Annotated in this window: 15 protein-coding genes; 5 read left to right on the forward strand and 10 right to left on the reverse strand. The window is 37.0% G+C overall.

The window, feature by feature from the left end:
• Nucleotides 1-609: 609 nt before the first annotated feature.
• The 9 genes from JNUCC74_RS15360 to JNUCC74_RS15400 form a co-directional block, all read right to left on the reverse strand.
• On the reverse strand, nt 610-1,287 hold the full coding sequence (locus JNUCC74_RS15360) for a uracil-DNA glycosylase (RefSeq protein WP_077318324.1): 678 nt from the start codon (nt 1,285-1,287) through the stop codon (nt 610-612).
• Nucleotides 1,288-1,459: 172 nt separating this feature from the next.
• Nucleotides 1,460-1,645 (reverse strand): hypothetical protein, encoded by a 186-nt coding sequence (locus JNUCC74_RS15365; RefSeq protein WP_454066025.1) that lies wholly within the window; start codon nt 1,643-1,645, stop codon nt 1,460-1,462.
• Between the two features lie 139 nt (nt 1,646-1,784).
• The gene (locus JNUCC74_RS15370) at nt 1,785-3,296 is read right to left on the reverse strand and encodes an AbgT family transporter (RefSeq protein WP_454066026.1); all 1,512 of its coding nucleotides are present in this window, start codon (nt 3,294-3,296) and stop codon (nt 1,785-1,787) included.
• A gap of 841 nt (nt 3,297-4,137) precedes the next feature.
• Nucleotides 4,138-5,073, reverse strand: a complete 936-nt coding sequence (gene rbsB / locus JNUCC74_RS15375; protein ID WP_179104288.1) for a ribose ABC transporter substrate-binding protein RbsB — start codon at nt 5,071-5,073, stop codon at nt 4,138-4,140.
• A gap of 195 nt (nt 5,074-5,268) precedes the next feature.
• Nucleotides 5,269-6,204, reverse strand: a complete 936-nt coding sequence (locus JNUCC74_RS15380) for an ABC transporter permease subunit (RefSeq protein ID WP_077318326.1) — start codon at nt 6,202-6,204, stop codon at nt 5,269-5,271.
• Entirely contained in the window at nt 6,201-7,706 is a 1,506-nt protein-coding gene (locus JNUCC74_RS15385; protein WP_454066027.1) for a sugar ABC transporter ATP-binding protein, read from the reverse strand. The genes JNUCC74_RS15380 and JNUCC74_RS15385 overlap by 4 nt, the downstream gene beginning before the upstream one ends.
• Before the next feature lie 16 nt (nt 7,707-7,722).
• A complete protein-coding gene (rbsD, locus tag JNUCC74_RS15390; protein ID WP_454066028.1) occupies nt 7,723-8,118 on the reverse strand; it encodes a D-ribose pyranase in 396 nt (131 codons plus the stop codon).
• 8 nt (nt 8,119-8,126) lie between these two features.
• A complete protein-coding gene (gene rbsK, locus JNUCC74_RS15395; protein WP_454066029.1) occupies nt 8,127-9,011 on the reverse strand; it encodes a ribokinase in 885 nt (294 codons plus the stop codon).
• Nucleotides 9,012-9,025: 14 nt separating this feature from the next.
• On the reverse strand, nt 9,026-10,003 hold the full coding sequence (locus JNUCC74_RS15400) for a LacI family DNA-binding transcriptional regulator (RefSeq protein ID WP_454066030.1): 978 nt from the start codon (nt 10,001-10,003) through the stop codon (nt 9,026-9,028).
• Between the two features lie 287 nt (nt 10,004-10,290).
• Here JNUCC74_RS15400 and JNUCC74_RS15405 point away from each other — a divergent pair, with 287 nt between their 5' ends.
• Nucleotides 10,291-10,506, forward strand: a complete 216-nt coding sequence (locus tag JNUCC74_RS15405) for a hypothetical protein (RefSeq protein WP_077318331.1) — start codon at nt 10,291-10,293, stop codon at nt 10,504-10,506.
• Between the two features lie 210 nt (nt 10,507-10,716).
• Here JNUCC74_RS15405 and JNUCC74_RS15410 read toward each other — a convergent pair whose 3' ends face one another.
• Nucleotides 10,717-12,321 carry a glutathione ABC transporter substrate-binding protein gene (locus JNUCC74_RS15410; RefSeq protein WP_454066031.1) on the reverse strand — a complete coding sequence of 535 codons (1,605 nt, stop codon included), beginning with the start codon at nt 12,319-12,321 and terminating at the stop codon, nt 10,717-10,719.
• A gap of 283 nt (nt 12,322-12,604) precedes the next feature.
• Here JNUCC74_RS15410 and JNUCC74_RS15415 point away from each other — a divergent pair, with 283 nt between their 5' ends.
• Genes JNUCC74_RS15415 through JNUCC74_RS15430 form a run of 4 tightly spaced genes read left to right on the forward strand, consistent with a single transcriptional unit; the run spans nt 12,605 to nt 16,475 of the window.
• Nucleotides 12,605-13,507, forward strand: coding sequence for an ABC transporter permease (locus tag JNUCC74_RS15415; protein WP_077318333.1), 903 nt, complete (start codon nt 12,605-12,607; stop codon nt 13,505-13,507).
• Nucleotides 13,508-13,523: 16 nt separating this feature from the next.
• Nucleotides 13,524-14,444, forward strand: coding sequence for an ABC transporter permease (locus tag JNUCC74_RS15420; RefSeq protein WP_077318334.1), 921 nt, complete (start codon nt 13,524-13,526; stop codon nt 14,442-14,444).
• A 20-nt stretch (nt 14,445-14,464) separates the two neighbouring features.
• On the forward strand, nt 14,465-15,496 hold the full coding sequence (locus tag JNUCC74_RS15425; protein ID WP_077318335.1) for an ABC transporter ATP-binding protein: 1,032 nt from the start codon (nt 14,465-14,467) through the stop codon (nt 15,494-15,496).
• Complete coding sequence (locus JNUCC74_RS15430; RefSeq protein ID WP_077318336.1) at nt 15,465-16,475, forward strand: ABC transporter ATP-binding protein; 1,011 nt, start codon at nt 15,465-15,467, stop codon at nt 16,473-16,475. The genes JNUCC74_RS15425 and JNUCC74_RS15430 overlap by 32 nt, the downstream gene beginning before the upstream one ends.
• Nucleotides 16,476-16,763 lie beyond the last annotated feature (288 nt).

The raw sequence follows: 16,763 nt of genomic DNA on the forward strand, positions 1-16,763 counted from the left end.
CGCTCACCTCTATATTGTATTAATATGCATTAAATATTATTATTATCCTACAATAGGCTTTTCTGTTTTGTCAATTAAGTTGTTGATATTTAAAAGATACAGGAGAAAAGTCGGAACTTGAACCAATACATAGAATGAAGCGAATACATTCATTTTCTTAAAATCTAGTTAATAAGTATGTACTAAAGACACTAACTACAAAAGTAAAACTTCATTCAGTATGGCCTTTCCTTCACCCCTCCCCGATAGAAGAAAAACGAAAGCTAAAATCTCAGGCGCTCTATAAAAATCGCGATGTGTCGTTATCAAGATTTTATTATCCTTGAAAAATCGCGAAGTATCACTGTCATAGTCCTTCTTGTCCTTGAAAAACCACGATGCTTATTCAAGAAGTCTTGAAAAAGAAGAACGCTTTTTCTACGTGCGATGCATCGCTGTCGTAGCCTTCCATGTCCTGTCGAAGCGAACACTTAGATGCCATCATCTCCTACTTCGGCTTCTTCGTAATCTCTATAACTCTGAAGCGGGAGTCATACGGAACCATAGATCTGGATAAACCATGCTGTCATCAGCCAAAAATGAATTAAAGTTTATAAGATATACAGTGAATTAATCATCAATTTGCCAATCAATTTCTTCTTTACCTAATTGCTTCAATACGGCATTCGTTTTAGAAAATGGTTTACTGCCAAAAAAACCTCGATATGCAGATAACGGACTAGGATGTGGTGCTTTTATAATATAATGTTTCGTTGTATCAATTAGTGCTTGCTTTTTTTGGGCAGCAGATCCCCATAAAATATAGACAATAGGATCCGACTTTTGATTCAATAATTGTATAACACGATCTGTAAATTGCTCCCAGCCCATACCTCGATGAGAATGTGCTTGCCCCCTTCTCACCGTTAATACATTGTTAAGCAGAAGCACACCTTGTTCCGCCCATTTTACAAGGTAGCCATGGCTAGGGATTGGATGACCTAGATCACTTTGCATTTCGATAAACATATTTTTTAAGGACGGTGGAATTGCAACTCCTTTTTTAACCGAAAAACTCAAACCATGCGCCTGATTAGGGCCATGATAAGGATCCTGACCTAAAATTGCCACTTTTACCTTTTCAAAAGGTGTATAGTGAAGTGCATTAAAAATATCATACATATCTGGATAGACCGTACGTGTTGCATATTCCCGTTTCAAAAACTCCCGCAACTTTCGATAGTATGGCTTTTCAAACTCTTCCTTTAATAAAGGCTCCCAATCATTAAATAAAATTTGCTTTTTCATGCTATCCTTCCTCGTTGATTATTCTTTTACTGGTTACTATTCTACCATGATTAGAAAGTGAGAGAAAAAGCAAATGAGCTAGTTTTGTAGTTAGAATAATTCGATTTATTTCAAACAGCAAAGAATTTTGCAGTAAGTGAACATAAAAACGGCTACTAATCTATTGAAAATTCTATTTGGAAAAATATATAATAAAGTCATTGTCTATTCCATGTTCTAATGCCCATTTATCATGTGTTTCTGCCACCTCAGCAGCAGGTTTTCCCATACAATGCTCAGGAGACATCACTGCTTTTTTCATTTTTAATTCAAACCCTAATTCGGCTAACTCAGCAGCAACGATGGAAGCTGTTCGCATCTCTAAAAACCCTGTTTCTGGATACTGATGAATCTCTTCTCCAATGAAGTAGTTTTTCTTCTAACATCTCTTTATCACTCCTTCTTCTCAAAAAATACTGGTGGAAGATAACATCCTCCACCAGCTTTAATCTTAATTTTTATAAAAATGGGGTGATACCAGGACCAAACGGTATGCCTGCATAATAGAAAATTAAAATTAAGATAATCCATGTAAATAAAAATGCAGCGGAGTAAGGTATCATAAGTGAAATAAACGTACCAACACCGGCCTTTTTATCGTATTTTTGCATAAACGCTAAAATAATGACCATATATGGCATTAATGGTGTGACAATATTCGTAGACGAGTCTGCAATACGGTATGCTGCTTGTGTAAACGCAGGGCTGTAACCTAGTTGCATAAACATTGGAATAAATACTGGAGCCTCCAATGCCCATTTAGCTGATCCAGACGTGATTAGAAAATTTAATGTAGCGGTAAAAAGAATATAACCAATGATCAACCAAATGCCGGTAAAGTTTATTTCTTTTAAAATTTCTGCACCATTTACGGCAACCCATGTACCAATATTTGACCAATTAAAATAACTGATAAACTGTGCAATCGCAAAGATTAATACTATATACCCTGCCATATCTTTCATCGATTCCGCCATGTACTTGCTAATATCTTTGCTAGATTTAATTTTTCCAACTGTAATGCCGTAAGTAACTCCGATAATAATGAAGAAAAATAAAATTAGTGGTACAATACCATCTAAAAATGGCGATGGGGCTAGTCCGCTATCTTCATTTCTCAATGGACTGTTTGGAATAAATATAGCTGTTACTATCATTGCTATATACATAACTCCTGCAATTAATGCAAGAATAAATGCCTTTTTTGCTTTCGGATGATCTTCCTCATCTACGGTGTCAACGTCTCCTCCTTTATACGTACCTAGTCTTGGTTCAATAAGCTTATCTGTAATAAGTCCGCCTACAATCGTAATTACAAATACAGAAACAATATTAAAATACCAGTTATCAACTGGCGTCACAACAATAGAATCATCTATAATTGCAGCTGCTTCCGTCGAAATTCCAGCTAATATTGCATCTGTTCCGGCAATAAATAAATTAGCCGTAAATCCTGCTCCTGTTGCCGCATAACCGGCTACTAATCCAGCAAGTGGATGACGTCCGATTTTATAAAAAACCATCGCTGCTAACGGTGGAATTAAAACCATTGCAGCATCAGAAGCAAGGTTACCTAAAATTCCGACAAACACAACAGTATACGTAACAAGCGCTGGTGGCGATTTTAAAATCGTTTTTCTAATTGCATAATCTAATAAACCTACTTTTTCAGCTAAGCCAATCCCAAGCATCATAGCAAGGACTAATCCTAACGGAGCGAAACCTGTAAAGTTCTCTAGCATGGAGGTCAATATAAATTGAATTCCTTCTCCAGATGCTAAATTCTTGATTGGAAGTTCTTCTCCAGAACCTGGATGGATTACAGAGGCATTAAACATACTAAAGATGGAGGATGCGATGATAACAATAATTGCTAAAACAATAAATAATATAAATGGATCGGGAAGTTTATTACCTACCCTCTCAATACCGTTAAGAAACTTTTGAAACAGGTTTTTCTTTTCTTTCATAACATTCCCTCTTTCTCGATGTTAGATTATTCCGTAAATTCTGATTATATTCTCAAGACTGTTGGCTCCATTTCATTAGGAATTGGACATTTTCAAATTCCTGTTTAACCCTTGGGGTGCTCATAGATGAACTTGCTAACCGTCCGAAAAATAGCTGGTTCTGCTGTAATTAACTTTTAATGAATTTTTTCACTAAAGCTACATCCTCTACTCTTACTAATTTTCCTTTATATTACATAGTTAACTATGGTTGTGTCAACAATTATTTGTCACTTTTATTAGTAGATTTTAGCGAAGAAATCGGTCGGGACTTAATGAATAGAATGAGCAATTATAATCATTCAGTGTTTTTTCTCCTTGTAATGGAACAAAGTGCTTATTTAGACGACCGTACAACAACGAGATGCGACTTTCATTAGAAGGAATTCTTTGCTGAAGTGAACAAGGGTTAAAAACTCGAGCATCCTTGAAAAACCGCGATGCTTATTCAGGAAGTCTTACTTGTCCTGTCGCTCAAACGAAACCGTTTTTCTTATAAAATTCGTAAAATATAAGCTGGTTTTTCAAATGAGAGAAATACGGCTTTTTACATTCGATATAAAGAAAACATGCTTCTAACACAGGGGTATGGCGAGCGGCTAGTTGGCATTCCTTTAGATTCGTGCTGATATTGACGATATCGTAGGAAGAAAAGCGACGTTTGCTTCAGCTTGAGCGCTTTAAGCTGAACGAAGCTTTTTTTAAAAAAAGAATTATTCACAATGAAATAATTTTATAGTTCTTCAAACAATTAAAAAAATCTGCCACCAAAAGTGCTATATTTTCGGTGACAGACCCTTCATTATTTAGTAATTAATTTCAATTCAACAGGGATAAATTCTTCTACTTCTTCACCTTTGACAATCTTTCCTGCTGCTTCTACACCACGTTGACCAATAATTTCGGGTTGTTGCGCTATCGTTGCAGCCATTCTTCCGTCTTCAACAGCTTTAACTGCATCCTCTGTTGCATCAAAGCCTACAACAATTACATCTTCTAGCTTGTTTTGTGATTCCAACGCTTCGATTGCGCCTAATGCCATTTCATCATTATGTGCAAATAATGCAACAAAATCATTTTTGCCTTGTATGATATTTTCCATGACAGATAAACCTTTTGTTCGGTCAAAATCAGCTGTCTGCTTAGCAACAACTTCCATTTCATCCAATTTATCAATAATATTATGGAATCCTTCTCCTCTTTCTCTGGCAGCTGACGACCCAGATATACCTTCTAATTCTACAATATTACCTTTTTCCCCTAGCTGTTCTGCAATAAATTCTCCAGCCATTTCTCCGCCAGCGATATTATCAGAAGCTATATGCGTTACAACCTCCCCGCCATCTGAGCTCCTGTCTACTGTAATAACTGGTACGTCTGCTTTATTTGCTGATTCAACCGCTGTAACAACTGCCTCTGAATCTACAGGGTTTACAAGCAATATATCAATATCCTGCTGTAACAAATCTTCAATATCACTTAATTGGGTAGATGGATCATTTTGAGCATCTGCGGTAACCAGTTCATAGCCCGCTTCCTTGGCTGCATTTTCTGCTCCATCACGTAGCGTAACAAAAAACGGGTTGTTTAATGTAGAAATAGATAAACCAATTTTTACGCTATCCTTATCTTCCCCGTCTTTCTTCCCTTCTGCATCTTTAGGACCCTCTGTGGAACAAGCCCCTAAAACAATTAACATAGCAGCAGCAATCAGCAACCCTTTCAACCATTTCATCATTAAAAACTACCTCCTATTTATTTTTTGGAACGATACATGAAATCGTATCGGAATTCCTACTAGAAGATGTTCAAAACATCTGGTGAAAATGCTACAGAATTTCTTGGTTCTGGTGATTTATGATCTAAGATCTACAAACTTCTCCCTCTTGTTGTCTCATTCCTTTTTGCCTTGTTTTGAACAAACACTTTTAAATTATTTTGAATTTCTATCTAAAAGTACTGCTAGTAAAATCACGCCACCTTTAACAATTTGTTGGTAAAATGAGGAGACATTTAATAAATTTAGACCGTTATCAATGACGCCGATAATTAACGCTCCGATAAGCGTACCTACAATCCTTCCCTTGCCACCCGAGAGACTTGTACCGCCAATGACAACTGCAGCAATAGCATCTAACTCGTACATCGTTCCAGCTGTTGGTTGTGCGGAATCCAGCCGACTTGTAATAATAATACCTGCCAATACGGATAGCATACCTGTTAAAGAATAAACCCAAATCTTTACCCGCTCTGCTTTTATACCAGATAAGATCGAAGCTTCTTCATTGCCACCAATAGCGTACACTTGCCGACCAAATACCGTGTTCCTTAGAACGAAAAACAAAATAGCAAACACGATAATCATTAAAATCGCTGGAAACGGAATTCCAAATACATAGCCTCGACCAATCATTTCAAACATAAAACTATCAGATAAACCGGTAATTGGCTTCCCATCTGTATAAACAAGTGTTGCTCCTCGAAAAATGGTCATCGTTGCTAATGTTGCAATAAAAGGTGCAACCTTTCCTTTGGTAATAATCAGTCCATTTACAGCACCAAGAACTAAACCGATAAAAAGACCAATAAGTACTGCTAGTAATGGATCTATTCCATTTACTAGCATTCCAGCTGTAAGTGCACTTCCCAAAGCTAAAATAGATCCCACTGAAAGATCGATACCTGCTGTTAAAATAACAAATGTCATTCCAAAAGCAATCAATGCATTCACAGAAACTTGCCTCAATAAATTAAAGAGATTATTTAACGTAAAAAAGTTCTCACTCATCACTCCTAGAACAGCAGTAATAAGTATTAAACCAAGCAGAGGTCCCAGCTTTGCTATATTTATTCCGTTGAACCTCTTCATGTTTGACCTCCTCCCGTAGCTGCCATCATAATCTTTTCCTGATCCACCTCTGTTCGATCAAAAAAAGCAGTTATCTTTCCTTCATGCATGACCATAACTCTATCGCTAACCCCTAGCACTTCTGGTAATTCGGAAGAAACCATAATAATCGCTACACCATTTTTACTAAGTTCATTAATGATGGTATAAATTTCTTTTTTAGCTCCGATATCCACTCCTCTAGTTGGCTCGTCTAAAATGAGTATTTTGGGACGAATACCTAACCACTTTGCTAAAACTACTTTTTGTTGATTACCGCCACTTAACGACTTTACTATCTGTTCTTCACTTGTCGCTCTTACTTTTAATTTTTCCATTAATCTTTTAACCAGATCTCTTTCTTTCCTTTTATAAATAACCCCCTTCTTTGATAACGTCTTCAAGTTCGTTAAAGCAATATTTTCTTTAATCGAAGCATCAATTACTAAACCTTTTGATTTACGATCTTCCGTGATAAAACCAATGCCCGCCTTTACAGCATCATTTGGGTGTTTAATATCAACTTTTTTTCCATTAATATAGATCGTTCCTTTCGTTAATTTTCGAAACCCAAATATAGCTTCCATTAATTCTGATCGTCCTGCTCCCATGAGACCAGCAACACCTAAGATTTCACCTTGTTTCACGAAAAAACTAACATCGTTAACGATGTTATCGCACGCTAATGCTTTTGCTTCAAAGACGGTATTTCCTATACTATTTGATCTAGTTGGGTATCGCTCACCGATCTCCCTGCCAACCATCATTTTCACAATCGCTTGAAATGATGTATCTGCTATTTTTTCTGTTCCGATGTACTCACCATCCCGAAGCACTGTTATACGATCACATATTTCAAAAATCTCCTCCATGCGATGAGAAATATAAATAATACTGACACCTTCGGCTTTTAGCTTTTTAATTACATTAAAAAACCTCTCAATCTCTCGGTCTGTTAATGCTGCAGTAGGCTCGTCCATTACAAGCAGCTCCGCATTTGTTGCTAAAGTACGAGCGATTTCAATCATTTGTTGTTGCCCAACAGATAAATTGCCAGCTATATCTTCTGGAGAAATAGACTCTACTCCCAATTTAGCTAAACTCTCTTTTGTTCTTTGTTTCATTTCTTGCTTATTTAGAATTCCAGTTTTTCCATAAGTTATTTCTTTTCCTAAAAACATATTTTCCATTACGCTTAACTGGGGGATAATATTTAATTCCTGATGGATCATACTAATTCCTTTTTCTTCAGCTTCCTTTGGATTAGTAAACGTTATCTTTTCTCCTTCTAAAAAAATTTCACCTTCATCTTTTTGGTAAATTCCTGTTAAAATCTTTACTAATGTTGACTTTCCTGCTCCATTTTCTCCCATTAAGGCGTGAATTTCTCCACGTTTTATTCTAAAATCGACCTGTCGTAATACTTGATTGCCAGAAAAAGATTTGCTGATATCCTTCATGACAATAAACGATTTATCAGTCATATTCTCACCCCTTTCGTCAGAAAATCACACCAGCTTGCAATATAACATTTGCATAAGGTGTTGCCTCTCCTGTTCGAATAACTGCTTTTGTGTTCTTAATACAAGCTTTAAGTTCGTCATGTGACATATAATCCATTTCAATATCCGAATAGGTAGTTATTATTTCATCATGTAAATTAAGATTATTCGTTTTCATTTCCGTTGCCATTGTAATTTTTTCTACAACTATATGCTCCATCAGCTCTTCCAACACTTTCCATAGCGGTGGCTCTCCGAGATGAAGGGAAACATCAATACATATGGTATCGTCAGGGATAGGTAACCCGCAATCTGCAATAATTATTGTATCTGTATGCCCTAGTTTGGATAGTACAATTGATATATCTCGATTCAAAATACCTGTCTTCTTCAATGTTAACCTTACCTTTCCTGAATGAATTTCTCTACCATTTCTTTCGTTGGCATTCCCTCTTGGGCTCCTACTTTCGTAATCGACAGAGCTGCAGCAGCATTCGCATATTCTACAGCCTCAGCGATAGAAAGACCTTTCGCCAGACAAGTTACAAATGCTCCATTAAATGTATCCCCAGCTCCAGTTGTATCCTTTACATTTACGTTAAAGCTTTCAACATGCTGTTTTTTACCATTTTCTATAAAAGACACCCCTTCTTTTCCGAGGGTTATAATCATTTTTTCTTCTATGGATGTATATAAAGGATCGTTGCTCATTGCCTTAGCTTCTAGTTCATTTGGGGTAAAATATGTAGTGTATTCTAAAAGTTTAGCTGGAAGCTGTTGAAATGGAGCAGGGTTAACGACGACAGGAATATCATATTGTTTTGCTTTTTTCACCGTATAAAGCACTGTTTCTAACGGAATTTCTAATTGTAATAAGATAATGTGACTCTGACGAATAATCAAATCATGTTTATCGATTACGGCTGGTACTATAGCTGAATTGGCACCGGGGGCAACAATAATGCGGTTATCTTTATCTGATAAAATAATATTTGCAACACCTGTTGGTAATAGTTGATCATTGATGACACCATTTATATTTATCCCTTCTTTTTGGAGTCGACTCATCAATGTTTTTCCAAATGGATCATTACCAACAGCACCAATTAAACAGACATCTGCTCCAAGACGTGCTGCTGCAACAGCTTGGTTTGCTCCTTTTCCGCCTGGATAAGTTGCAAAGGATTCTCCAAGCACCGTTTCCCCTTGTTGTGGCATTTTTGCTGTTTTGATGACTAAATCCATATTAATACTACCTACTACACAAACTTTTGGTTGATTGTTCATTGCTGTTACTCCCTTCATTTTGTCGAATCGCGTTTAATTAGTGTAACATCCCATTCTTCTTGAATAATGTCGTGATTTGGATTATTAATATGATCTAATAGTATTTGTGCTGCTCGAACACCAAGCTTATAAATCGGTTGCTGCATGGTAGTTAAGGTTGGAGTGGTTGTTTCCCCTATGGATATACCATCAAAACCAATAATTGATAATTCTTCAGGTACTTTGATTTTTAAAGATTTTGTTGCTTTCAAAACCCCTACCGCCATTAAATCATTTCCAACAAAAATTCCATCAATTTCCGGATGTTGGGTTAACATCTCCCTCGTAATTTCAAATGATTGTTGAAAGCGATAATCGCCAGATACGACGTAACTGGATAAAAACCAGCTTTCATGTTTAACGACATCAAGGTAGCCTTTTAAACGATCCATTGAGTTGCTAGCAGACTGGGGACCACAAATATGCGCAATTCGTTTGCATCCAATGGATTTTAAGTAGCGAGTTGCAACTTCAGCACCTTTCCGGTTATTTACAGTTACGGACGAAACTTCTGAACTAAACTTACGGTCAAGTGAAATTATAGGAACCGAAATATTCTTTATATCTTCTTGAGAAATCGTACTTGACACCATAATTAGTCCATCTACAGACTTTTGCTGTAAACCATTCAAATAAGTGATTTCTTTATCGAGGTTATCATCTGTATTGCAAAGTACAAATGTGTAGTTATGCTTATTCGTTACATCTTCCACTGCCCGAGCAAGCTCTGGAAAAAAAGGATTTTTAATATCAGGAACAAATAAAGCAATCATCTTAGAGCGTCCTTTAAAAAGACTTCTTGCAACATCATTCGGTCGATAGTTTAGCTGCTTAATAGCATCATTGACTCGCTTTCTTGTTTCGTTGTTTACATAGCCTTGATTATTTAAAACTCTGGAAACTGTTGCGGTTGACACATTAGCTAATTTCGCCACATCCCTAATCGTTGCCATTGATCTTCCTCCTTTCATTACCCCTATGCAATCGTTCATACAAAGATCGAAATTTCAAATACCGCTCCCTTAGATCCTATCTTTTTAAAAATAATCAAAAAATAGTATAGGCAACTATGAAACCCGTTACATACAATTGTAAAGAATTGTATAAAATTGTCAATAGTTATTTTTTAAAAAATCTGTCATTTTTTTTAAAAACCTATGGTTTTCCAGTAAATTTGTGCTGTTTTATGTATATTAATGGGTTACGAGCAAAAAATATAAAGAAAAAAGGCGGTATAGATATGTGGTTATTAGTAGGTGCTGTAGGATTCATAAGTTTAGTCGCATTATTTTTTACGATTAAAGTGGGTAAGGAAGTGGAAACTCAAGAAGATACGCATGATCCGGATACTAGAGCTACAAGGAATTATCCAATCTTACTCAATCCAGTATTTATCGCATATATTATTGGTTTTGGCGGAATATTTATTCTCATTGCTTATTTTGCATTAAGGTAAATGCTAAGCAAAATTTTTCCGGCTAACATAAAGTAGGTACCAAGGCCTTTAACATTAATAATCTAATTATTGATTTTATTAAAATCACGCTATCAACAGGCTATATGGTATGCTATTAACGTTTGAGATAAAGATTAGGAAATTGCCATCGTCTAGAACGTATTCAAAAAGAACCGAGTACATAAGCAGTACTCGGTTCTGATAAAGGAATTACTCTGCAATATAAGCTTGTTTAATTTGGTAAATTCCATTAGCATCAATGCTAAAGTCTTTTACGGAATCACTTACACCAAGCAAGTACTCCTGATGGAGAATATAGATCATTGGTGCTAAGTCAACAAGCATTTCTTGTGCTTTTGAATACAATTTTTTACGAGCTTCTGGATCTGTTTCATGTCGTGCATCGTCTAATACTTTATCCAGCTCTTTATCCTCTAAGAAGGATCGGTTACCTGGGTCACCAACTGCAGAAGAGTGGAATAATGGGTACAAACCATAGTCTGCATCGGAAGTTACGTCAGACCAGCCAAGCACGTACATATCATGATCACCGTTTGCTGTTCTTTCCAAATACGCTCCCCATTCAAGTTCTTCAATTTTAACATCAATACCAATTTCTTTTAATTGGGATTGAATGGTAACAGCAGTGTCTACTCGCTGCTCTTGATCATTTGTCCAAATGGTTGTCTTAAAGCCATCTTCATAGCCGGCTTCTTTCAATAGTTCTTTCGCTTTTTCTACATTGTACTCTAAACCTTTTACATTTTCATCGTAACCAAATACTGGCGGTGCCAACGGACCTTTGGCTGGAATAGCTACACCATTGTAAACACCGTCAATGATTTCTTCTTTATTGATAGCCATTGAAATCGCCTGACGTACTCTTTTGTCGTTAAACGGTTCTTTTTTCAAATTAAATCCGACATAGGATAAAGAAACACTAGGTTCCTGTTCGAGATTAGCACCATCCATTTTTTCTACACGGGAAATGTTATTCGGCCCAATCTGGTCAGCTATATGGGAGACCCCAGTTTCCAACTCAGCAATTCGGGAACTCTGTTCAGAAACAACTTTGAATGTGACTGTATCAAGCTTTGCCTTTTCTCCCCAGTAATCATCATTACGGGTTAACACCACTTTTTCACCTGGTGTCCATTCCTTGAACTTAAATGGACCCGTACCGGATGGGTTTTTGTTAATGTATTCGTCTGCTTTTCCGCCATCTTCCATTTGTTTATAGTCCGCTTCAATAATCTTTGGACTCATAATCCCAGTACCACTATGTGCCAAGTTTGCTAATAATGGCGCATATGGGTATTTCAACTTAATAACGACTGTTTTTTCATCTTTTGCTTCAACACTTTCTACTGCTTCGAGTAAAAAAGCTCGTGGAGAGGCAACTTTTTCATCTAGAATTCGATCATAGTTCTTCTTCACTACCTCAGCAGTCAGTTCGGAACCATCATGGAATTTCACACCGTCCTGGAGATAGAACTCCCATGTTTTCTTATCTACTTCTTTCCATTCTTTCGCTAGTCCTGGTTGAATTTTCTGATTTTCATCAAGCTTCGTCAATGTCTCATAAATGTTCTCTATCACGTTACTAGATGGGACATCATTCGTTCCATGCGTAGATAAACCTACAATGTCAGCTCCAGTGGCAATCACTAAATCACCACCACTGCCTTTTCCTGCTTTTCCTTCTTCATCTTTACCTGATTTGTCTTTCGACTCTCCATCGCCAGCACAGGCTGTCAATGCGAGAGTAAGCATTGCTAAAAGAGAAACTAACCATAATAACTTCTTTGTCTTCATATCTGTACGATACCCCCTGACTATCTTTTTATCTTGAGTTTAAAAGTTATTAGTACGTTTAAATATAAACGATCTTTTACAAAATAGCAAGAATATTTGCGCGTGAAATTATTCACTTGAATATTTAGTTTACTATTAATTCAATATCTCGTATTGAATTATAACTAGTTTAATTGTACTATAAATAGTATGACAATTTTCCACATTACTGTGTAATATCTTACAAGATATCAGATTTTTAGCAAAAAATTCTACATATTTTTACAGATAAGGAGGTTACAACATGAGTGCTATACAAGCAAACGACAACACGAACTTAAAACCAAAAAAGGTGGATAGTCCTTTCATGCGTTCGCTGAAAGATTTCTATAGTAAATTAAGGAAAAATAAAAGTGCACTAGTAGGTGGCTACTTAATTATCGCTTTAGTAATCATCGCTTTGATAGGTCCACATTTAACTTCTCAAAACCCAAACGCTGTCAACTATGGGGTTAAATTTGCAACTCCTTCAGCAGAACACTGGTTCGGAACAGATCACCACGGTAGAGATATCTTTACAAGGGTTATTCATGGGCTAGGTATTACGATGGGTATTGGCTTTACAGCTACTATCTTAGGTGGTATAGTAGGTATTTTTTTAGGAATTATTTCAGGATATTACGGTGGAAAATTAGATACTATTATTATGCGAATCATGGACATTTTGTTAGCTTTTCCTGGTATTTTACTAGCATTGGCTTTAATCAGTATATTAGGAGCAAACTTACAAAATGTTATCATTGCTGTCGCTATTTTTGCTATACCGACATTTGCACGAATTGTTAGAGGGTCTACGTTGGCGACAAGGAACCTCGAATATATTGATGCGATGAAAGCATTGGGCGCGTCCGATGCGAGAATTATATTCAAGCATATTTTTCCTAATATTTTATCGCCAATTATCGTACAAGGCAGCCTGTTCATTGCTACTTCAGTGCTTTCTGCAAGTGGTCTTTCGTTTTTAGGAATGGGGGCTCAGCCACCGTCACCTGAGTTAGGCGCACTGTTAAGTGATGGGCGCGACTTTATGTGGGAAGCTGGTCATATAGCCTTATTCCCAGGGTTGGCAATAATGCTAATTGTCCTAGCCTTCAATATATTTGGCGATGGATTACGTGATGCGTTAGATCCAAAAACAAAAAAATAGGAAGTAGGTGCAAACCGTGTTTCAATTTATTGTGCGTCGTCTATTACAGCTGATCCCTGTTTTAATAGGTGTTACTATTCTTGTATTCTCCCTTATGCACCTGTCTCCGGGAAATCCTGCACATATTATTGCTGGTGAGAGCGCGCCAGAAAGTACTGTTGAGCAGATTGAAGAGCGTTTGGGTTTAAATGATCCAATCCCAGTTCAATATTTTAACTTTGTTAAAAATGCCGCTATGTTAGATTTTGGAAGTTCCTGGAGAACAAGCTTGCCAGTTAGTGAAGAGTTATGGCCAAAGTTTTGGGTGACATTTGAATTAGCCGTTTACAGTACGATTTTCAGTATCGTTTTAGGTTTATTTGCGGGGATTATATCCGCAGTTAGACAGTATTCGTTTTCGGATGTAGCGATTATGTTAGTCGCTCTATTTGGATTATCGATGCCTAACTTCTGGTTTGGATTAATGTTGATGCAATGGTTTTCGATTAAGTTAGGGTGGCTTCCGCCGACTGGTTGGGGATCACCAGAGCAACTTATTTTACCGGTGATCACCTTAGGAACAATGGGAGCTGCCGTTATCGCCAGAATGACACGTTCTAGCATGTTAGATGTTATTTCCCAAGACTACATTCGTACAGCACGAGCAAAAGGTTTAAAAGAAAAAGTCGTTATTTATCGACATGCTCTGAAAAATGCATTGATTCCTGTTGTAACAGTTATTGGTCTACAATTTGGAAGCTTGCTAGGCGGTGCTGTATTAACAGAATCCGTGTTTGCTATTAATGGTATGGGAAAATTAATTGTTGACCGTATTTTGGCACGTGATTTTCCAGTTGTCCAAGGCGCTGTATTAATTATCTCTGTTGTCTTCGTATTTGTTAATTTAATTGTCGATGTTTCTTATAAATACTTAAACAAACGAATTGATTTAGATTAATAGAAAAGAGGTGAAATAGGGTGAGCGAAGAAAATATTTTAGAAATAAAGGATTTAAGAACCTCATTCTTTGTAGATGATTTTGAAATCAAGGCCGTTGACGGAGTATCATTTAAATTACCAAAAGGGAAAACGATCGGCATTGTAGGGGAATCAGGTTCCGGTAAAAGTATTACGGCATTATCCATCCTCCGATTATTAGATCACCCCGGAAAAGTTACCGGCGGAGAAATTATTTTTAAAGGACGAGATTTAACGAAATTATCTGATAAAGAAATACGTAATATACGTGGTAACGAAATTTCCATGATATTTCAGGAACCAATGACTTCGTTAAATCCTGTTTATACCATCGGACAACAAATTCGTGAAACGTTGAAAGTTCACCAAGGTTTAGGAAAAGAGAAGGGAACACAAAAGGCAATTGAGCTTTTAAAGTTAGTGGGAATCCCTTCACCAGAAAGTCGTGTTAAACAATATCCACATGAGCTATCTGGCGGGATGAGGCAAAGGGTCATGATTGCCATGGCATTAGCCTGTAATCCAGACCTGCTTATTGCTGACGAGCCAACAACGGCACTGGATGTAACGATCCAAGCCCAAATACTTGAGTTAATTAATGATTTGCAAGATAGACTAGGTATGTCGGTTATTATGATCACGCATGACCTTGGGGTGGTTGCAGAAACTTGTGACTATGTAGCAGTGATGTACTGTGGCAAGGTAGTAGAATATCAAGATGTTAAATCTTTATTTAAAAACCCAAGACATCCATACACGATTGGACTATTAAAATCCATCCCGCGCCATGATATTGATGTAGATGAGTTAGAGCCTATTAAAGGAACTGTTCCTAGCCCAACAGAAATGCCTAAAGGCTGTAGATTTGCACCAAGATGTCCATTTGCAACTGATCTTTGTGCAGAAGAATTACCATCACTTGACCATATTGAAGGCGAAAGTGAAGTCCGTTGTTGGATTTATACTGACCGTTGGGATGGCGATCCGGAGGTGAAGACAAATGGCCCAAAAAGAGCTGCTGAAAGTAACTAATTTAAAGCAATATTTCCCGATTAAGGGTGGCTTTTTAGGTAGAACCGTAAATTATGTGAAGGCTGTAGATGATGTTTCATTTGAAATATACGAAGGTGAAACCTTAAGTGTTGTAGGAGAATCCGGCTGTGGTAAATCAACTACAGGACGAGCTATTCTTCGTTTAGATGAGCCTACTGCTGGAAAAATTGAGTTTGACGGAGGCGATCTGTTAGCTCTAAATAAAAGTCAAATGCGAAAAAAGCGAAAAGACCTACAAGTCATTTTCCAAGATCCTTATGCTTCTTTAAATCCACGGCAAACTATCGGGCAAATTTTAACAGAAGCAATGGCCATTCAAAACGTTATTCCTAAAGGAAAGAGACGCGAGCGAGCCGTTGAACTGTTGGAAACTGTTGGACTAAATGCACAGCAGATTGATCGTTACCCACATGAGTTTTCTGGTGGACAGCGTCAACGTATCGGTATCGCCCGTGCTTTATCTGTAGATCCAAAGCTGATTATTTGTGACGAAGCTGTTTCAGCATTAGACGTATCTGTGCAGGCACAAGTATTGAATTTACTAAAAAACCTACAAAGAGAATTTAATTTGACCTTCTTATTTATCGCACATGATCTTGGTGTTGTTCGTCACATTTCTGATCGAATTATTGTTATGTATTTAGGAAAAATTGTAGAGATTGCTGACAAAAAATCACTTTTTGAAAATCCTCAGCACCCATATACAAAGGCTCTATTATCAGCTATTCCTTCCCCTGATCCAGAGAGGAAAAAAGAACGGATTATACTAAAAGGAGATGTACCTTCTCCAATCAACCCGCCAACAGGATGCAGATTCCATACGAGATGTCCGTTTGCAACCGATATTTGTAAAAAACAAGTACCTGAATTAAGGAATTTAGATCATACGAACCAAGGACATCGAGCAGCTTGTCACCATATTGAAAAAATTATTTCAGGTGAACTACAACCAAAATAAGTAATGTAAAGGAAGAAGGCCCAGCTTTTTCAGGTTGGACCTTCTTGTAAAATTTTCACTAATAATGGTATATGTTGTTATTATCAATCCTTCTAAGCAAAGACAAGTCAAATTATAGAATACCTGAAGAATTCTTGTTCCGGTGTTTCTTCAAACAGTGTTCAAACTCAAAAAGTTCAATACTATACACGGCAACTACTTCATCTATTGGGGTAGAAAGAAGAATTTCTGATCGATTAAATTGCGAACGAAAAAAAGCTTTCGGAGTTTGATCTACTCATATGCATC

The sequence above is a fragment of the Cerasibacillus sp. JNUCC 74 genome (assembly GCF_053667775.1).